This window comes from Stenotrophomonas sp. SMYL8 (assembly GCF_036320065.1).
Classification (GTDB): domain Bacteria; phylum Pseudomonadota; class Gammaproteobacteria; order Xanthomonadales; family Xanthomonadaceae; genus Stenotrophomonas; species Stenotrophomonas maltophilia_A.
The window spans coordinates 16,514-34,954 of the sequence record NZ_JAWIRR010000028.1 but is presented as its reverse complement, the minus strand read 5'-3'; the positions used below and the strand labels follow the sequence as shown (position 1 = coordinate 34,954).

Here is an 18,441-nt window from a genome sequence, read left to right as displayed (position 1 = left end):
GTTCCGGGTAGAACGGAGGCCAACGGATGCATCACGCCAACAGCGGGAGAAAGCCATGGCTGCTAGTGAAGACAACGTCGGGCTGTTCGATCTGTGCGCTCCGAACAATGTTCGCCTGAGCTCGCTGACACCAGTGGATAACAAGAATGAGTGAGGACGGCATGAATAAAGTTGCCCCCCCTAAAGGTCGCTTCTACGTGCTTAGCCCCGATATGGGCGCACTTGGCCGTGGTCATGGGGTCGAATTGGACAATGAAGAGGAAGTCCCTTGGCCGACCTATATGAGCGAGCCTTCTGAGATGGGCGGGCTTGCATCACTGAGGGTTGTTCCCAAGCTTCGCTTCGATAGCCAAGTGGGTGATATGCCTTTGGATCTGCAAGGCGGATTCAACGGCTATTGGCTGGTTTCTCAACCCCTAAAGCATGTAATGGAGAAAATCGATGCCGAAGGTTTTGCCTTTGCGAAGTGTGCCTTTCAGCTCGAGGACGGTTCAGAAGGTGAGCCCCACTACTTGTGTGAGGTGATAAGAATTCTGGACGCGATTGACGAGAATGCGTCGAGCGTGAAAGTTCTAGATGGCTACCAGAACGGCAAGTACTACAGCCTCTCCGGTGGCGGCAAGTTGTCCTTCAAAGAATCGGAAGTGGCTGATGCGCATGTGTTCATGGATATCCATTCGGGCAGCCGTGTCTACTGTGACAGAGTGCTTCGCGACGCGCTAATTGAGCATGGATTTGGAACGGTGATCAATCCGCGCGGCGTGTGGATTGAAGACGCTGCAGGCTACTAGTTCAACAGCACTTTTCGCCCTCTTGGGAATGGAATCCTATGCCCGCAGAAAGCGTAATTCTACAAAGTCATCATGTCTTTGAGCAGGTGGTGTTCAGGGATCATCCTCTCGTCAAGTAGCTTGCTGGGGCGTGGCGAACGAAAATGAACGAGGAAGTGATGAATAGAGTCGACCCTTCTACAGCTCGCTTCTGTGTGCTCAGCTCTGACATGGGTGCACCGAGTTCGCGCCGTTTCACTGCTGACGTGTGCTGTAATCGGGTTGTGCGGAATGCGCTGATTGAGTCTGGAGTTGGCGTTGCGCCTGCCACCTGTAACGTTTTTCTCACGGAAGTTGGGGAACCTTGTTCGATGGCTGGATAAGAAATCTGCTCCGAACGTTTGAATCTGCGAATCCATTCATTGCTGAAATCGAGGGCTTCTCATGGGAACTGAAAATACGCCAGTGGAAGGTGAGTTCTATCTCCTCCGGCCGGACGTGCGCGGGGGCGGGCGCGGCCACGGAGTGGTGCTGGAGAACGAAAACGAGTTGCCACTACCGGAGCATCTAAGCGAACCACCATCGGCGGGCGGAATTGGCTCCATGAATGAAATCCCTCGATTGCGGTATGACAGCCGGATTGGCGAAATGCCGGAGGATTTGCAGGCGGGCTTCAAGGGCTACTGGCTGGTGTCGGAAGCGCTGAAATCTGCCATGCAGACCATGGATGCAGACGGCTTCTCTTTCATGAAATGTGAGTTCCGGCTCGAAGACAGCTCAGAGGCGGCGCCGCACTACTTGTGCGAAGTGGTCAGAGTGCTGGATGCGATTGACGAGGATGCATCATCGGTGAAGATCCTTACGGACGACTATCCGAATGGGAAGTACTACAGCATTGGCGGCGGGGCCAAGTTTGCATTCCGCAAGAGTGTGATTGGCACGGCGCATGTTTTCAGAACGCCCTATACATCGAATGCTTTCTGTGATCGGGCCATGAGGGACTTCCTGATAGAGAGTGGGTTCGGCCGGCATCCTAATGCGCGCGGAGTTCGTCTGACCGACGCTTCTGACATTTGAAGACCCAGCATCTCCAGGAGTGAGGTAGAAAGGGATGTCAACTGCCAAGACAATTCTCCAGAGCCATCACATCCTGGAGCAGGCGCTGTTCACCAGCAGTCCATTGCTGAAAAAACTGGATCAATTCAACCTGCTGGGCAAGGATACATCGGCCAATCGGCTGTATCTGCCGGTGATAGGTGATCTCGCCGATGATTTGGATACTTCACCCCACAGGGGCCGTACGCGTAGCTCCTACACGGATGGAGTGATGGACTACCTCGAAAGCCTGAGCGAGACTCGAGACGGCCGCGCTGCCCTGGTGAACGACGTTGAGGCACTTCAAAGAGTATCGGCGAGGGTTGAGCGCTTTCGAGACACGCTGAAAGTGGCGCTGATAAACGGCGACGCGTTTGCAACAACGCCGAACGGAATGACCGATGCGGAAGCAAACGCTGTCAATAGGAAGCTGTACTCCCACTTCGCTCAATACGATGTAGATCATGCAGGTCAGATCAATGCGTTGAGACTTATGGGCGGTGTCGAGTCCGAGTGGGCGGCGGTCACCCGTTCTGATTCGAGGGTTTCGCGAGTTATTGATGAAATCTACGGGGCGCCGGGTAACTTGGTGCGCGGATCAAGCAAGGTGGATATGTCAGCTCGTGAAGTCGCGGGCAGAATGGAAATGCGCCTGGCCATATCTGACGCGGTGAGGGCTGGTCGCTTGACAATGTCTGAGTCAACGGCTGCTCAGGTACGTAGGGCGCTGCTGGATGATCTGCCCGAGATCGATGGCGCGGCTCGGGGCTTCTACGATCTGACATCGGGACCGCTCGGGAACTACAAGCCCGTCTCGCAGCGCGGCTTTGTCTCTATGGAGGCGCTCCTCGGCGAAGCCTCCACCAGCCAACTGATCCGCTCCGGCGGCCTGCTCGCCTCCGGCGCCGACGCCGTCATCACCGCCCGCCGCACCTCACAGCTGCTGGAAGCGGGCAACGGCACCGCCGCCCAATCCGAGCTCACCCACGCTCTGGCACGCAACGGCGGTGGCTGGATCGGTGGCATGGCCACGGCATCGGTGATCGGCACGTCCAGCTTCGTCCCTGCGGCCATCGTCGCGGGCGATGCGCTGCTGATGAGCAAGGCGTTCGACAAGGGCGCCGATCTGCTCGACAACCGCGCCGTCTACTGGCAGACCGACAAGGCCGATGTCACGTGGCAGTTCAATGGCCTGAACTGGCAGCGCCAGGCGGTCATGGACAGCGCGGGCGACGGCCTGGGCAATCCGGCTGAGCGCAGTGTGGGCGCCAGTTACGAGAAGGCCCGCGAGCTGGGCGCATACGCCCACGTAAAAGCGGTAGAGCTGGCGCTGGGCAAGGCGCCGCCGCCGCAGGATCCTTTCAGCATCCCGGCGAAGGACGGCGAGGGCCGTCTGGACAATCCCAACTGGCACCGCGATGCGCAGACCGAGCAGTGGACGCGGCAGGTCAAGATTGGCGTGTCCGGCGTTAATGACAGGGGGGTGTACGAGACGCAGACCGCCACCCCCGAGCGCGCCGACGAGTTGAATCGCGAGGCGGTGCAGCGCATCGAGAACAACATCGCCAACGGCAAGGCCGCCATTGCCGCCAGCTATCTGGAGACCTACGCCGCTACTCGTGCCAGCGACTTCGTGCCGCTGGTGCCGGAGGCGGTGGAGCAGGCCCGTGCCAGGCCCGACGCCGTCCAGGGCTCCGACAGCCATCTTTACCAGCGCGACGAATCAGGGCAGTGGAGCCATGCTGGCCAGATCGCGCAGGGCAACATGGCGCTGGAGTTGGAGCTGACCCGCACCATCCAGCAGCCATCACTCGATCAGTTCAACCAGACCATTGCCGCGTTGGACGCGCGGCCATTGCCGTCTGCGGCGGAAGTGAACCAGAACGAGCTGCGCCACAGCTACTACGCTGCGGGCGTTGCGCTGACCCCGGCGTGGGAGCAGGCGGTTGCGCTGGCCACGGCGCGCACGCGCGAGCAGCACGGCATTACGGGGCCCACATTGCAGGAGCTGGGGCCTGTAGCCGAGGGCAACGCCGGCGCCTCCCGGCCTATCACCCATTACCAGGTAGGCCAGGATGGCGTGGCACGCGCCGTCGCGACCACCAGTACGCAGGAGCTGCAGGCCGCATGGAATGAGGTGCGCGCGCGTGCCAATGAGCAGGCGCCGGTGCCGGACTCGCCCGAGCTACGTATTGCAGCGCTGTCGGCGGGTGAGCAGGAGGCGTACCGGCAGGCACTGCAGGAGGCAAATCGGTTGGGTGCTGCGCAGGTGGATGCAGGACAGGCTGCACGAGCGGCCGCGCAGGTGGTACATGGCGACAAGCCATCTGAGCAGGACGTGAGCGCGGAAGTACGGCCGGAAGAGCCGGCCACTGCGCAGCCTATCGCGCCTGCAGCGGTTGCGGCAGCGCCGCCCGCGATAGGGGTCACGCCACCACCTACTCCCGCGCCACAGGACAAGCCCGCGCCTCAGCGGCACGCCGAGCAGCGCGATCCACCGCGGCGTGAGGCGGAGCCCCAACCTCAGCCCCATCCAAACAGCGAGGCGCCCACCGAAAACCGTACCGCCTCACAGACGCCGGAGCCCACCGGGCCTATGCAGGCGCACCCGGCCGTGCCTGAGCGCGCGACGCCACACGCTGCCGCACCTCTGGCAGCGGCAACGCAGGCGGTGCCCACGCAGCGCACAGAGCAGGCATCGGAGCCGGAGCGGATGGCTGCGCCCGAGGTTGCTCCCAGTCCAAAGTTGGACGTGGCAGTACAGGAGGTTGAGACGGTGCCCTTCAAGGAGCCGCTGCCTGCTGAGCCTGCGCGCGATCCATGGCCCTTGGAGCAGGAAGCGGCACAACACGTGCCGGAACCCGAACCGGCCCCATCGGATGACCTCCAGCCTGACACTGCGGCTGTCACTGTTCCTGCCGAGCCTACGAAGGCGCCAAGCCATGAACCGGCCGCGTTCGCACCGGAATCGGATGAGGCTTCGGGCCCGAACCGGGCGCCGCAGGACCCCACGCAGCCCGGTCATCCCGATCATGCGCTGTATCAGCAGATCCGCGAGGGCGTGGAAGCGCTGGACGCCAAGCACGGCCGCAGCTTCGATGAAGTCAGCGAACGCATGACCGCCAGCCTTCTGGTACTGGCCAAGGGCAACGACCTGGAGCGGGTGGACCATGTGCTGGTGAGCAACGCTACGCGCGAACACCCAGCTGGGCACACGCTGTTCGTGGTGCAGGGTGAGCCAAGCAATCCTGCACATCAGCGCGCTGCGATTCCGACCGAGATGGCGGCGCAGACACCGGTGGAGGAGTCACTGCAGCAGTTCGACTCTGTCAGCCGTGAAGCGCATCAGCGTGCGCTTGCCAATCAGATGGACCAGCAGCTGGAAGACCAGCGGGTGCAGCACGACATCCAGATTCGTGCGGCCAGCGCGGGCTGATCACTGGTCAGGGGCGAACAGGTTCAGAAGTATGGCTGTTGTGAATCACCAAGGACAACACTTATCCCCTGTCCCTCAGTAACTTCAGGTCGTGCTTGTCGTGCTGCTGGTCACTTAATCCCTTTGGCGGAATCTGCAGAATTGCGAGCAGCAGATAGCCTTCCAGGGAATCCAGTACGTGGTGCGCATTCGCCGGCACGCCAGCGCCAGCCAAGGCATCCTGCGTGGTCAAGGCGACATAGCGCACATGGTGCCGTGACCGGACACCGGAGCCTGAGGCTGACAGCAGAGCATGAACGATCCTACGCAGAAAGGAAAAATCGTCCTCGGTGCTGCCCAGGGCTGACTTCTCTTCGAGCAAGCATCTCAATGACTGCGGGTATGTGAAGTCGAATGAATAAATGTCCTCCCAATGCCCCTCTTCTCTGATGTACCAATCCAGCCCTCCGCTCACCCCGGCGACCCCAACGCGCTCGCCGTTGCGCCGGAATACGTACTCATACTTTGCAGGTGATGGCCCACCGCCTTGCAGGCGAGCAAGGCTGACCATGACCGCGTTCTGCATCTCGGCTTCTGACGTTGCATCTGGATAGAAAGTACTTGGCATGTGTTTCCCTTGGTTGTCCTTGATGAATTACCGGCGACCCTATTCTCGTACTGCCGTCTGGTTCACACATTCAGCAAGCCGGTACCAGCATCCGGCTGTCCTCCACCTGCCCCCCATCCCACCTATGCCATCATCCGCCCAGGACCGCAGTACCCATCAAGGCTGAACAGGCATGGAGCAGGCAACACGCTACACGGCAACGCTTTATCTGGCCGCCCCCGGCACCCCGCTGAAAAGTGGAGGCATCTCGCCGCGCGGCCATATGTACCTGCAGGTGGCGGCAGGCGACGAGGCCCACAGCTACGGCTTCGCACCACCGCGCCAGGCGCCGGGAGAAACCCGGTCCGGCGTGCAGTACGCGCAGGTGCGCCACGACGATGCCGACGAGCATCTGGACCCGTATTACAGCCGCACCCTGGAAATCACCGAGGAGCATTACGGCTGCCTGCGTGATTTCGCCGAGGAACCGGCCGAGTTCGAATTCGATGTGGATCGCCCGGCCACCATCAACCGCTGCAGCGATTTCGTCTGGGCCGCGCTGCACTACGCTGGCCTGCATCCGCTGCCGGCGCCGCTGGATGGCGGCAGCAATCTGGGCGAGTTCGCGGTGCTGTTCAATCTTCCGGAAATCCAGTGCATTGCCGCGCCGTTCCCGGGCAGCAATCTGAATGCTGAAACCCATCATGCGATGCCCGAGCGCGAGGCCGAACACCATCGCCAGGGCGACCGTGGCAGCGATGAGCCGCCGCCGACGCCGATTGAGGTGGCCGGCACGCTGCTGGACCCCTCGCATCCAGACCATCGCCTGTTCGCGCAGCTGATCCAGAAGGTGGCCGAGCTGGACGCCGCGCATGGCCGCCCGTTCGATGCCGCCAGCCAGCGCATCAGCGCAAGCCTTCTGGTGCTGGCCAAGCAGAACAATCTCTCGCGCGTGGACCACGTGCTGCTCAGCCAGCCGACCCAAAGCAGCCATGCCGCCGAGAGCATCTTCATCGTGCAGGGCGATCGCAACGACCCGGGGCACCGCCGCGCCAGCATCGCCACCGAGGTGGCGGCCAAGACCGATGTGGCCGATTCGCTGCGGTTGAAGGAGCAATGACGCGGCCGCTGCGGCGGGGGCTGGTGGCACTGGCGGTGCTGGCCGCGCTGGCGGCATGCCGTGCGTCACCGGCGCCTGAGGTTGCGCCGACCCTGCTGACGCGCGCACAGGCCGAGGCGCGCACGGTTGTGCCGTTCACGCGGGCCGTGCAGTTGCAGAAGGCCGGTCGGATTGCCGAGGTCACGTTTGATTTGCCGGCGCCCCAGAAGCCGGCCATTCCGATCCTGAACATCGGGTTGCGGCTGCAGGATACCGATGGGCGCTCGTTGCTGGACGCGTGGGAGAAGATCAGGCTGGGAAAGCCACCCACGCGATTGCGCCTGGAGCGGATTGATGGCGGCGCACTTGGTCCTGTACAGCTATGGCAGAGCACTCCTGACGGGCGCGACTCACAGAGAATTCCAGAAGATGAGGTTGTGCGATATCTGGCTGATACAAGCTTGGATGACAACGCACTGATCGAGGCCGGTTTGCACTCGGATGAGATGCTGTATCAGGTGCTTCAGTTCGCGCAGGTCGGTTGGCTGGAGCCGGGCCGGTATCGGTTGACAGTCGACCTGATGGAGGACCGCCCGCAGTTGGAAGGGCTCCAAGCTGAACTTATTGTTGGATATCAATCGCTAGGGAAGTAAGACATGAGCAAGGAAGCAGAGCGCTATACGGTCACGATTCATCTCGCCGCACCGGGCACGCCGAGAGTCGATGTGGGCGACGCGGGCCAGAAGAGATTGTTGGATCCGTCATTTGCCGGGCACATGTTTCTTTCGCTGGCGCGATCAAATGACCCGGTACCCGTGAGCAGGGGATTCACGATGGGGAACGACCGTGCGAATCCCTCGCTGGGCAAAGTCGATGACACGGATCTGAGGGTCTACGACAAGCCCCGCTTCGAGCGCACGATCGAGATCAGCAAGGAGCAGTACGACCGCATCCTCGAGTTCTCGGCAGACCCGAAGAAGCACGGCTTCGACATGGATTACGACTTCTTCTCCAACGCGTGCACCGACTTCGCATGGGGTGCCCTGAACCACGCAGGCCTGCGCCCGGTCGGGCTGGCCGGGGAGATCAGCAACTACGAGGGCGCTACCAGGGTCTTGGACAACATCCGCGCGGTCAACGCCATTCCGCAGCAGGTGAAGGGCAGCGAGCTGGACAAGGTGCAGTGGAACCCGATGCCGAAGCAGACCTTCCGCGAGTGGATATTCACCGAGAACGGCGAGCAGTGGCGCGGCAACAGCACCCTCGCGGCAAGCGGCACGCCCGCAGACCCGGCGCATGACGATCATGCCCGCCTCAACCAGATCCATCAGCAGGTGGCCGACCTCGGCGCTTTCGGGGCGCGCAACGGCAATGTCAGTGCCAGCCTGCTCGCGCTGTCGAAGGAGCAGCAGTTCTCGCGCGTCGACGAGGTGGTGCTGGGCGAGCAGCGCGGTGATACCGCACCGAAGCTGTTCATCGTGCAGGGGGACCGCAGTGACCCGGCACACCAGCGCGCCAGCATGCCGGCAGAGGTGGCTGCGCAGGCACCGGTGGAGGCCTCGTTCGATCGGGTCGCGCAGTTGCAGCAGAATGAGCCGCAGCGAGACGCGCAGCGCCTGCAGGAGGAGCAGCAGCTTCAGCAGAGCCACGGCCCACGGATGGCATAGCGGCGGGCGCAGCATCGAGGTCGAGCGTCGGCCATGCCCGCGCCGGCGCACGCCACGCCCCCCACCTGCTACCATTCCCCCGCAACCCCAGCCAGCCCACCCCGCGCAGACAGATGCAGGTCGGGCCGTCGTAGAACGGCCCAGCGAGCCAGGACACCCTCCCGTGCCCATTCAAGGACGCTCGCATGTTCCGTAATCCTCTCTTCCGCTCGGCCGCCCTGGCCGTTGCCGTTTCGCTCAGCCTCGGCGTGCCCTCCGCGTTCGCCGACAACGCACCCGCCGCCAGCGCCGCCGCCGCCGTACAGCGCCAGGCCGTGGCCAAGGGCCTGTACGAGCTGGCCTACAGCCCGAAGCAGAATGCCGTGTTCGTGGCCTCGTCCGGTGGCTTCGGCGATGACGCCGGCCCGGCCCAGGTGCTGCGCCTGAACCCGGCCACGCTGGCGGTGGAAACCCGCATTCCGCTGGAGCGAAAAGCCTTCGGCGTGGTGCTGGATGACGCCCACAACCGCCTGTACGTGGGCAACACCGTGGACCTGTCGGTGACGGTGGTCGACACCGCGCAGAACAAGGCCGTCGGCACCATCCAGCTGATGGAGAAGAAGACCGGCAAGGACGGCAAGGCTGCCTACACCCACGACCTGCGCGAGCTGGTGGTCGACAGCGCGGCCAACCGCCTGTACGTGACCGGCCACAGCAGCCAGCCGGACGTGAGCAGCGTGCTGTTCGTGATCGATACCACCACGCTGAAGGTGATCAACACCATCGACGGCCTGGGCAATGCCAAGGCACCGGGCCTGGCGCTGGATGCCGCCAACAAGCGCGTCTACACCAGCAATCTGCTGGCCGATCTGGTGGTGGTGGGCACCGATTCGAACAAGGTGGTGGCGCAGCACAAGATCGCCGCCGAGCAGCCGATGAACATCGCGCTGGACCCGGCCGGCAAGCGCCTGTTCGTGACCGACCAGGGCTCGGAATTCCTGCGTGGCTACCAGGCCAAGAGCAGCGGCCTGGTCAGCAAGCATCCGGGCCAGCGCGTGCTGGTGCTCGACCGCAGCACTGGCAAGGAACTGGCCAGCATCCCGACCGATGCCGGCCCGCTGGGCATCCTGCTGGATGCACCGCGCAAGCGCCTGTACGTGACCAACCGCGAAGCCGGTACGGTGACCGCCTACAACAGTGACAGCTACCAGAAGGTGGCCACCTATACGGTGCCGACCCATCCGAACAGCCTGGCGCTGGATGCGAAGAACAACGTGTTGTTCGTGAGCATCAAGAACGGCGAGAAGGACGACAAGGGCGCTGACGAGAGCGTGGCGCGCATCCAGCTGTAACTGTGGTGCCCAAGCTGTAAACGAGGGGGCAGGGCGCAATGCGCTGCCCCCTTTTCAAGCCGCAGCGATTACCCCATCCGCGGCGCAGGATTCTGCATTTCCTGCGCCTGCACCTCGACCTGCGGCTGCGCACCCAGCCCCAGCTTCTGCATCGACTGCTCCACCGGCGTCTGTACCGCCACAGCCGTCGGCATCATCGCGCGCAGGTGCGCCGGATTGGCTGGGTCGCCCTGCACGACGAAGACGTTGTGCCCGGCCGGATGATTGGCCGTGGCGTTGCTGACCAGCACGTGGTCGACCTGCTGCAGGCCCTGCTCGCGGGCGAGCACGGTCAGGCTGGCGGTCAGGCGTTCGCTGGTCTGGTCGAACGGACGGCCATGCTGGGCGTCCAGGGCGGCCACGCCCTGGCGGATCTGCTGGTTGAGGCCGTACTCGGGATGGTTGGGGGTGATCTCTGCCATGGCGATCGGACGGTAGCGCTGGGTCGTGGTGGACCCCGCCAGTATAGATCCGGCCCGTGAAGCGCGCCCGAGGGGTCAGTCCGCCGGGCGATGGTCATAGCTGATCACTCGCTCTGCCAGCCAGCGCCCATCCACGCGGCGCCAGACCTGGATGAAGCGGGCCTGGCCCACCCAGCGCTCCACGCCGTCCTTGCCGCGTTCATGGAAGCGGTGGTCGCCGATCTCCAGCGCCCGCTCGTCGTGCAAGGGGAACACCTGCAGCGAAGATTCCACCAGCTCACGGCGCAGGCTCCAGCCGCCCTTGCGCGCATTGCTGCACATGTTGGCCACGCTGCGGCGGAAGTCCTCGCGGTTGCTGGCGGACTTGCCCGCCTTGTCATGGAAGAACTCCATGTCTTCAGTGGTCATGGCTGCCGCTTTGTCAGCGTCGCAGTCGTCGAACGCGGCAGCGAAAAGCTGCGCGTCGGCCTGGCGGATCTGCTCGCGCAGGGTTTCGGTAGCGTTCGGCGTGGTGGCCAGGCCGGCAGCAAGCAGGGGCAAGGTAAGCAGCAACATGGCGAAACTCCCGGGGATGGTTCACGCAGGCTCACATGGCGTTTGGGCCGCTGCAGCCGGCGTCCGATGAAACGGGTTTTACACGGAGCGAATGCCCGCATTGGCGGCCCGGCCGAGGCGTCGTCGTCTGTGCAGGCGATGTCATGGCGACCGGCGATTCCATCACGGTCGCGATAGGCGGCGGTCAATAGCCTGAAAGCCTCCCCTTCTACAGGAGCTCCCATGCCTGCTTCCCGCATCCGCCTGCACGTTGAAGACACCGGTGGTGACGGCCGCCCGGTCATTCTGATCCACGGCTGGCCGCTGTCTGCCGATGCCTGGAAACAACAGGTGTCGATCCTGCGCGATGCGCAGCATCGGGTGATCAGTTACGACCGGCGCGGCTTCGGCCGTTCCGATAAGCCAGCCGAGGGCTATGACTACGACACGCTGGCAGCGGACCTGGCCGGGGTGATCGAGGAGCGTGACCTGCACGACGTCACCCTGGTCGGCTTCTCGATGGGCGGCGGTGAGGTGGCGCGCTATGTGGCCAACCACGGGCAGGAGCGCCTGCACAGCGTGGTGTTTGCTGCTGCGGTTCCGCCGTATCTGCTGCGCAGTGATGACAACCCGCATGGCCCGCTCACCCAGGAAAAGGCCGATGAAATGCGCAGCGGTCTTGAGAAGGATCGTGAGGCGTTCTTCGATGGCTTCACCCGCGATTTCTTCAGCGCCCATGGCCAGTTGATGGTGACCGAAGAGACGCGTCAGGCGGCGATCGCGTTGTGCCATCAATCCGACCAGAACGCAGCGCTGGGGTGCATGAAGGCGTTTGCTACCACCGACTTCCGCGAAGACCTGAAGAAGATCACGGTGCCGACCTTGATCCTGCACGGTGACAGCGATGCCATCGTGCCGTTTGAAGGCTCGGGCCAGCGCACGCACCGGGCCATTCCGGGCAGCGAAGTGGTGATCCTGGAAGGCGCACCACATGGATGCAATACCAGCCATGCGGACCGCTTCAATCTGGCGCTGCTGAACTTCCTGAAGCGGTAAGCTGCGGCATGCGCCAGACCAAGACACCCCCGTGGAAGAAGCCCAATCCGAAGGGCCAGACCTTGCAGCCGCTGTCGCCTGCGCAGAAGAATGCGGCGCGGCAGCGGGCGGAAGAGAATGGCCGGCGTTATCCGAATCTGGTGGACAACATGTGGGCCGCGAAGCTGCCGCGCGGATCCTGATCTGTAAAGTCGAGCCGTGCTCGACCCCGCACGGTGCCCATCCACGCATGGCGTGGATCTACTGCAACAGCAGCCTGGCCTGGTCCGGCATCTACATGCCGTCCAGCGGCGTCCAGCCGGGTTCCAGCCACGGTGAGATCTCGCGCTGGCGGACGGTGATTGCCTCCGTCGGCAGCCCCGCCAAGCGCGCAAGCTCTGCACGCAGCAGCTCGGAATCCACCGACGCGGCCGTAGCCACCTGCAGCCGATCACCCTGATGCCTCACCTGTACCGGTAGCGTGGCGTGCGCGTCATGCTGGCCGCCGGTGCGCCCGATCGGGTAGCGCATTGTTACCGGCCGTGACAGCTGCGCCAGTGCAGGCTGCCACGCCTGCAGCACGAGGGGCTGCCCGGCAGCGGGAACATGTACTTCAGCAATCGTGGCCGGGTAGCCCGTAAGGCTCTCGACCAGCACCTGGAAGCGCGCGCCATCCGGCATGACCAGCACGGCGGCAATCAACGCAGAGAACGAAACGAACACCGCCGCGAGGTTCCAGCTGCGCGGCGCGGTGGCCGGGCGCGTTGCGGTACGCAGACCTGGCTTTCGCCGCAGCTTGCGCGTGTAGATGCGCCGGTCCTTCCTGCGCGGGCTGCTGCTGTGCTCGGGCAGGTTCAAGGGAACCCGTGGAAGGCGCGCCACGCGGGCCTTGATCAGGCGCGAAAGCAGCATCCACGCGATCACGAACGCCAACAGCGGAAGCAACGTTCGCACCCACAGATACAGCGTGACCATCTACAACACCTCTACATACGACCATCCATGCTCATCCACATCCTACCGGGACCGCGCGCCGGTTGTCGTATCCGCCAGCCGACAAGCACAGGGCGCTTGGTTAGGATGGTCCTTTGTTGTCATGGATGAACCGATGGTCTCTGCTGCTACCCGCTTCTGTCGTATCTGTGGTCCTGGCCCGATCCTGCTGGCACTGCAGGTGGTAGCGCTGCTGGCGGTCGCCCTTGCAGTCGGCTTCTTCCACTACCGTGTGGGACTGCTGCTGGAGCCGGTGGATGATGCATGCGGTGGGCCCGACCCTGTGGCGCGCATGCAGGTGGCCGAACAACTGCTGGCGCGGTCCACTGCGCTTGCACCGTGGCAACCCTTGCAGTGGATTCCGATGGCGGGCGTGGTACTGGCGCTGCTGGGCGCGATGTCGATCAGCGTCTACCGGCTGGGCCGCCTGTCGGAACGCCTGCGACGTGCCAACTGGGGGCTGATGGCGCTGCACGCCGCGATCCTGGCGCTGGCCCTCAGGGCATTGCACCTGTACGACCTGGCATGGACCGGCGTGGCCAAGTTGTCCCCAGCGGCGTGCCTGGTGGAGCTGGGCGAGCAGGGCCGGTTGCCGCTGGCACAGGCACAGCAGGTGGTGTTCGAGATCCTCACCCATGAGCATGCACCGCTGCTGCGCAATCCCGATGATCTTGCCCTGGTGCTGGTCGCATTGATGCTGATGGCGATGGCTGCAGGATTCATGTTGTGGCGGGCGATCGTGCGCGAACGTCAGGTGCAGTCGCCCGGCCCATAGCGGGTGTGGGACCGGCCGCGCGCCCGCAATCGCGCTAGAGTCAGCACTTCGCCCCTGCAAGGATGTGCTGATGCGTTGGTTGCTGCGTGCGGTGCCATTGCTGCTGTGTTCGTTGGCGGTACACGCCGCCGAGGTGGATCGCCGGATCGCGATGACCATCGACGACCTGCCGTGGGCGCGGGTGGACGAGATCGTTCCGCCGGACCTGCAGTCGCGGCACGAAGCGCTGATGGCCCAGCTTCGCCAGGCGGGTGTGCCGGTGGTCGGCTTCGTCAACGAGAACAAGCTTGAGATCAACGGACACGTGCAGCCCGCGCGGGTGCAGATGCTGCGCGACTGGCTGGACGCCGGGTATGTGCTGGGCAACCACACCTATTCGCACATGGATCTGAACGCCAGGGGTGTGCCTGCGTTCCAGCAGGATTTTCTGCGTGGTGAAACGGTGCTGCGGCCGCTGCTGGCCGAGCGCGGACTGAAACCGCAGTGGATGCGCCATCCCTATCTGCGTGCCGGACGCACACCGGAAGAACGCGCGGAGATGGACGTGTTCTTCAAGCAGCATGGCTACCGCGTGGCGCCGGTGACGGTCGACAACGGGGAGTGGGTGTGGGCCTTCGCCTATGCCAACGTGATGAACGAGCAGCCTGATTCCCCGGCGCGCGAGGCGACGCTGGCGCAGCTGCGCAAGGGCTATGTGCCCTACATGCTGAACAAGCTGGACTACTACGAGAAGCAGTCGCAGGCGCTGCTGGGCTACGCGCTGCCGCAGGTGTGGCTGATGCATGCCAACGAACTCAATGCAGCCACCTTCGCCGAACTGGTGGCGGCGACGAAGCGGCGCGGCTATCGCTTCGTTTCACTGGATGAGGCGATGCGCGATCCTGCTTACGGGCGTGGCGCCGAGGGCTACAGCGGTCGCTATGGCCCGAGCTGGCTGCACCGCTGGGCGATGGCCGAGAAGAAGCCGAAAGACTTCTACGCCGGTGAACCGGAAGTGCCGAAGTGGGTGATGAAGCTGGCGAAGGTTGACTCGGAATGAAGCTCAGCGCTTGACGGCCAGCACGCCGTCCAGCGCCAGCTCGGCCTTGAAACCGGCCTTTTCCAGGCGCTTGGCCACTTCGCGCGGCACGTCGCGGCCGCTGGTCAGCTTGTTCGGCGCGCCGGTGTAGTGGAACAGGCGCCCTCCCTTGCGGATGACGCGGGCGAGGTGGTCGTAGAACACCTGCGAGTACAGTTCGCCGGCGATGCCGAAGCGCGGCGGGTCGTGCAGGATCGCGTCGACACTGTTGCTGGCCACCTGTTCGATCTGCTGTGAGACGTCACCGTGGCTGAATTGCAGGCGGCCCCCGGCGGCGGCCGAGTCCGGATCCGGCGACCACGGGTTGAGCGTGCGCAGCCACATCACATCGGCGTTCTTCTCGAACGAGCGGATCTGGCTGACACCGGCTTCCAGCGCGCAGGCGGCGAAGTAGCCCAGGCCGCCGCAAGTATCGAGGATAACCTTGCCGGCCGGGGCGACCAGCTCGACCTTGCGGCGCGCATCCTCGAACGGTGACAGCTTGGAGGTCGGCAGCATCTTGATGCCGTCGATCTCGAAGGTCGGTGCGCCCCATTCGGTCGGCACCAGCTTGATCAGCGAGCTGCTGTAGCGCGAGATAGGTGCGAAGTCCTCGCCATCCCAGTAGTACAGCGTGCGGTCCTTCAGCTTGCCCGGCCACGGGTAGCGCTGGCCACGGAAGTGGAAGCCGTCGGCATCCAGCACCACGCTGTCCTCGCTGCGGCCAAGGTCGAGCGAGCCCTGCCAGTCGGCAGCGCCCTTGTCATGGGCACGGCGCAGGGTGTCAGCGCTGTCGCGGGTCAGCAGGGGGCCGGTGTAATGGGGCACGGCGGGTACCGGGGCGGTTCGGGGAGGGCATGGTACCGCAGCTGTTGCCGGTGGCTGCTGCAGTAGATCCACGCCATGCGTGGATGTAGTCGGGTGGAGCCGAGCGAGGGCTCGGCGCTACCGCTGGCTGGTGCAGCTGTAGCCGTGTGTGGTCCCTTCCCCCGAGAGCATGCCGACGCCACGCGACGGCTGCATGCCTACACGGGCGCACGACCGACGGTGGACCTCCTGGGTTTCCGGTGGCTGCCGATCAAAGTCGTAGCGCAGGCTGCCGTCTTCCTGCATCAGCCAATGCACGGTGACGCGCTCATGGCGACCATCACCGAGATCCCAGTCCAGGGTGCGCATGATCAGGGTCTGGCCATCGGGCAGCTGCCGGACTTCGTCATAGGCACCCTGGGTCTTCGGCGCGCTTACCGCAAGCAGCAGAAACAGCAGCATTGGCATCGCTCCTCAAAGAAGACAGGATGTGCCCATATTGCCCTGAGCCGCCATCAGAATCATTGCGTCTTACGGGCACTTGACCGCGTACACGGGCCCAGCCCCGATCAGCATCAGCGCCATGTAGTCACTATCACTGGCCTTTCCCTTCAGCGTCGCGCCCTTGTTGAAGTGGAAGATGCCGAAGCCACCGGCCATGCGGATCAATGCGCTGTCGATCTGCTCGGCGTCGTCGCGGAAGTAGCGGCTGATCTCGCTGCGGGTGGCCTTGTGCAGGGCATTCGGCTCGCGCTGCCACTGGTCGCCGCGGCTGAAGGAGACGAAGTACTGGCCGCCTTCCTTGTCGATGCGGAAGTCGGCCGGTTTGCGCGCGCCGGTGGCGAAGCAGCCCTGCAACGGGTCGGCGCTGAAAGGAAGCCCGGCATCACCACTGCAGGCGGTGAGCAGCAGGAGGGGACCGGGCAGCAGCAGGCGGAGCGTGCGCATGGGATGTCCCGACGGGGCAGGTGCGGCTAGTGTAGGCAGCACACGGGCGTGGTCCGTACAGAAATTCGGCAAGGACACAGGGGTTTTCGGATGGCGAAGGGCAAGGCACCGTGGTGCGGCGTGGCCAGTTGGCTGGGGATCGTGGTGGGCTGGGGCGCGGGCAGCCTCGCTGCGCAGGCGGCGGTGGCCGCAGGCGGCAATGGCATGGCTGCGGGATTGGGCGTGGGGGTGCTGGGCGCGGCGCTGGTGGGCTGCGGTCTGGCGGTGGCCTCGCGCGTGCGCGGCGAGCGCTGGCCGTGGATCGCATCGGTGGTGCAGTGCTGAGCGCGCTGCCGCTGCTGATGTACCTGCTGCGGATGTTGTTGACGCTTGCGGGTTTGTGCCGGCCGCTGGCCGGCACCTGCAGGTTGTGTGCGGCGTTCATGGGGTTGCCGGCCAGCGGCCGGCACTACCCGGCGTGGATCATGCGCTGCGGTGAATCTCCACCGTCACGTGCACCAGTTCCTCATGAATCGCCAGCGCGTTGCGCACGGTATCGGCATCCAGACCTGCGTCGCTGGTGACCACGCTGGCACTGACCGCGTACTTGCCGCGGCCGACCTGCCAGACGTGCAGGTCGGCCAGGCGCGCCGGCCACGGGCCTTGTTCGATCACCTCGCGCACTTCGGCCACCACAGGTGCATCCATCTGCGCGTCGAGCAGGATGCGGCCACTGTCGCGCAGCAGGCCGATCGCCCAGACCGTCACCAGCACGGCGCCGACCAGGCCCATCACCGGGTCCAGCCAGGTCAGGCCCAGCAGCTTGCCGCCAAGCAGGGCGACGATGGCCAGCACCGAGGTGGCGGCGTCGGCCAGCACGTGCACGTAGGCCGAGCGCAGGTTGAGGTCGTGACCGTGCGCATGGCCGTGATCGTGGTCGTGCCCGTGCCCGTGATGATGGTCATGGTCATGCCCGTGGTGGTGGTGCGCGTGGCCCGGGCTGTCGTGCAGCCACCAGGCGCAGAGCAGGTTCACGCCTAGGCCCACCGCTGCGATGGCGATGGCTTCGTTGTAATGGATGGGCGCCGGTACCCACAGCCGCTGTAGTGACTGCACGGCCATCAGCGCGGCGACGCCAAGCAGTGCGATGGCGCTGGTGTAGCCGGCCAGGATCTCGATCTTCCACGTACCGAAGGCGAAGCGCGGATCGTGCGCGTAGCGGCGCGCGCAGCGGTAGGCGAACACCGAGAGGCCCAGCGCCAGCGCGTGCGAACTCATGTGCCAGCCGTCGGCGAGCACGGCCATGGAGTTGAACCACCAGCCGCCGACGATCTCCACCAGCATCATGCTGACGGTGAGCCACAGGGCGCGGCGGGTGTTGCGTTCGGCCAGCGGGTTGCCGTCGTCGAAGCGATGTTCGTGGCGACGGGCGGCGGCAAGGGCGTCCAATTGCATGGCGGTGGGAGCTGGAGTGGATACCCCAATAGGGTATATGATCCCACCATGGCCCATGTACACAGGAATCGAAAGCAGCTGCTGACCCGGGTGCGCCGCATCGCGGGTCAGGTGGCGGCGTTGGAGCAGGCGCTGGACAAGCCCGAGGGGGAAGCGGGGGACTGCGCGGGCGTGCTGGTGCAGGTTGCCGCCGTGCGCGGTGCCGCCCACAGCCTGCTGATGGAGTTGCTGCACGAGCACCTGCAGGAACATGTGGTGGGTGCCGATGACCCGCAGCAGCGGGCGGACGAGGCTGCGGTGCTGGTGGAGCTGCTGCGCCGCTACGGCAAATAGCAGGGGTAGTGCCGGCCGCGGGGCGGGCGCAGGGGGTTGGGGGCGAGGGGGAGTGCGGTTGCGGGCGCCGGGCGGGCACG

General features: G+C 64.4%; 20 protein-coding genes and 1 pseudogene. 13 read left to right on the top strand and 8 right to left on the bottom strand.

Features of this window, described 5'->3' with window-relative positions; translation table 11 throughout:
* Nucleotides 1-146 precede the first annotated feature (146 nt).
* The 3 genes from V3B25_RS18015 to V3B25_RS18005 all read left to right on the top strand — a co-directional run bounded on the left by V3B25_RS18015 (nt 147) and on the right by V3B25_RS18005 (nt 5,301).
* Entirely contained in the window at nt 147-791 is a 645-nt protein-coding gene (locus V3B25_RS18015) for a DUF1629 domain-containing protein (RefSeq protein WP_329811134.1), read from the top strand.
* A gap of 423 nt (nt 792-1,214) precedes the next feature.
* Entirely contained in the window at nt 1,215-1,847 is a 633-nt protein-coding gene (locus V3B25_RS18010) for a DUF1629 domain-containing protein (protein ID WP_329811132.1), read from the top strand.
* Nucleotides 1,848-1,881: 34 nt separating this feature from the next.
* On the top strand, nt 1,882-5,301 hold the full coding sequence (locus V3B25_RS18005) for an XVIPCD domain-containing protein (protein WP_329811130.1): 3,420 nt from the start codon (nt 1,882-1,884) through the stop codon (nt 5,299-5,301).
* 61 nt (nt 5,302-5,362) lie between these two features.
* On the opposite strand, the gene V3B25_RS18000 is transcribed toward V3B25_RS18005, so the two are convergent.
* On the bottom strand, nt 5,363-5,908 hold the full coding sequence (locus V3B25_RS18000) for a hypothetical protein (RefSeq protein ID WP_329811128.1): 546 nt from the start codon (nt 5,906-5,908) through the stop codon (nt 5,363-5,365).
* Nucleotides 5,909-6,080: 172 nt separating this feature from the next.
* Here V3B25_RS18000 and V3B25_RS17995 point away from each other — a divergent pair, with 172 nt between their 5' ends.
* The 4 genes from V3B25_RS17995 to V3B25_RS17980 all read left to right on the top strand — a co-directional run bounded on the left by V3B25_RS17995 (nt 6,081) and on the right by V3B25_RS17980 (nt 9,984).
* A complete protein-coding gene (locus V3B25_RS17995) occupies nt 6,081-7,007 on the top strand; it encodes an XVIPCD domain-containing protein (RefSeq protein WP_329811126.1) in 927 nt (308 codons plus the stop codon).
* Nucleotides 7,004-7,639 (top strand): hypothetical protein, encoded by a 636-nt coding sequence (locus V3B25_RS17990; protein WP_100437743.1) that lies wholly within the window; start codon nt 7,004-7,006, stop codon nt 7,637-7,639. The genes V3B25_RS17995 and V3B25_RS17990 overlap by 4 nt, the downstream gene beginning before the upstream one ends.
* Before the next feature lie 3 nt (nt 7,640-7,642).
* Nucleotides 7,643-8,653, top strand: coding sequence for an XVIPCD domain-containing protein (locus V3B25_RS17985; RefSeq protein WP_154351963.1), 1,011 nt, complete (start codon nt 7,643-7,645; stop codon nt 8,651-8,653).
* 185 nt (nt 8,654-8,838) lie between these two features.
* The gene (locus V3B25_RS17980; protein ID WP_329811124.1) at nt 8,839-9,984 is read left to right on the top strand and encodes a YncE family protein; all 1,146 of its coding nucleotides are present in this window, start codon (nt 8,839-8,841) and stop codon (nt 9,982-9,984) included.
* Nucleotides 9,985-10,052: 68 nt separating this feature from the next.
* Here V3B25_RS17980 and V3B25_RS17975 read toward each other — a convergent pair whose 3' ends face one another.
* Nucleotides 10,053-10,445, bottom strand: coding sequence for an XVIPCD domain-containing protein (locus V3B25_RS17975; protein WP_049421152.1), 393 nt, complete (start codon nt 10,443-10,445; stop codon nt 10,053-10,055).
* Nucleotides 10,446-10,520: 75 nt separating this feature from the next.
* On the bottom strand, nt 10,521-11,000 hold the full coding sequence (locus V3B25_RS17970) for a DUF4440 domain-containing protein (RefSeq protein WP_049421151.1): 480 nt from the start codon (nt 10,998-11,000) through the stop codon (nt 10,521-10,523).
* Nucleotides 11,001-11,222: 222 nt separating this feature from the next.
* Between V3B25_RS17970 and V3B25_RS17965 the strand changes: the two genes are divergently transcribed.
* A complete protein-coding gene (locus tag V3B25_RS17965; RefSeq protein WP_049421150.1) occupies nt 11,223-12,035 on the top strand; it encodes an alpha/beta hydrolase in 813 nt (270 codons plus the stop codon).
* A gap of 8 nt (nt 12,036-12,043) precedes the next feature.
* Nucleotides 12,044-12,217 (top strand): hypothetical protein, encoded by a 174-nt coding sequence (locus tag V3B25_RS17960; RefSeq protein WP_193391240.1) that lies wholly within the window; start codon nt 12,044-12,046, stop codon nt 12,215-12,217.
* Between the two features lie 91 nt (nt 12,218-12,308).
* Here the strand turns inward: V3B25_RS17960 and V3B25_RS17955 are convergent, their stop codons facing one another.
* Nucleotides 12,309-12,989, bottom strand: a complete 681-nt coding sequence (locus V3B25_RS17955; protein WP_049421149.1) for a hypothetical protein — start codon at nt 12,987-12,989, stop codon at nt 12,309-12,311.
* Nucleotides 12,990-13,122: 133 nt separating this feature from the next.
* Here V3B25_RS17955 and V3B25_RS17950 point away from each other — a divergent pair, with 133 nt between their 5' ends.
* Nucleotides 13,123-13,782: a hypothetical protein gene (locus V3B25_RS17950; RefSeq protein ID WP_182267155.1), complete on the top strand. Its 660-nt coding sequence runs from the start codon at nt 13,123-13,125 to the stop codon at nt 13,780-13,782.
* 70 nt (nt 13,783-13,852) lie between these two features.
* Nucleotides 13,853-14,821, top strand: coding sequence for a polysaccharide deacetylase family protein (locus tag V3B25_RS17945; RefSeq protein WP_329811120.1), 969 nt, complete (start codon nt 13,853-13,855; stop codon nt 14,819-14,821).
* A 3-nt stretch (nt 14,822-14,824) separates the two neighbouring features.
* Here the strand turns inward: V3B25_RS17945 and V3B25_RS17940 are convergent, their stop codons facing one another.
* The 3 genes from V3B25_RS17940 to V3B25_RS17930 all read right to left on the bottom strand — a co-directional run bounded on the left by V3B25_RS17940 (nt 14,825) and on the right by V3B25_RS17930 (nt 16,594).
* Nucleotides 14,825-15,667: an MnmC family methyltransferase gene (locus V3B25_RS17940; protein WP_049421147.1), complete on the bottom strand. Its 843-nt coding sequence runs from the start codon at nt 15,665-15,667 to the stop codon at nt 14,825-14,827.
* 117 nt (nt 15,668-15,784) lie between these two features.
* Nucleotides 15,785-16,108 (bottom strand): hypothetical protein, encoded by a 324-nt coding sequence (locus tag V3B25_RS17935; protein ID WP_049421146.1) that lies wholly within the window; start codon nt 16,106-16,108, stop codon nt 15,785-15,787.
* Between the two features lie 69 nt (nt 16,109-16,177).
* Nucleotides 16,178-16,594, bottom strand: a complete 417-nt coding sequence (locus tag V3B25_RS17930) for a hypothetical protein (protein WP_201118025.1) — start codon at nt 16,592-16,594, stop codon at nt 16,178-16,180.
* A 90-nt stretch (nt 16,595-16,684) separates the two neighbouring features.
* On the opposite strand from V3B25_RS17930, the pseudogene V3B25_RS17925 reads away from it, so the two are divergent.
* Nucleotides 16,685-16,965 (top strand): annotated as a pseudogene (locus V3B25_RS17925) (hypothetical protein); the annotation flags it as partial.
* 91 nt (nt 16,966-17,056) lie between these two features.
* Here the strand turns inward: V3B25_RS17925 and dmeF are convergent.
* On the bottom strand, nt 17,057-18,028 hold the full coding sequence (dmeF, locus tag V3B25_RS17920; RefSeq protein WP_329811116.1) for a CDF family Co(II)/Ni(II) efflux transporter DmeF: 972 nt from the start codon (nt 18,026-18,028) through the stop codon (nt 17,057-17,059).
* Between the two features lie 48 nt (nt 18,029-18,076).
* Between dmeF and V3B25_RS17915 the strand changes: the two genes are divergently transcribed.
* The gene (locus V3B25_RS17915) at nt 18,077-18,361 is read left to right on the top strand and encodes a metal-sensing transcriptional repressor (protein ID WP_329811115.1); all 285 of its coding nucleotides are present in this window, start codon (nt 18,077-18,079) and stop codon (nt 18,359-18,361) included.
* The last annotated feature ends 80 nt before the right edge of the window (nt 18,362-18,441 follow it).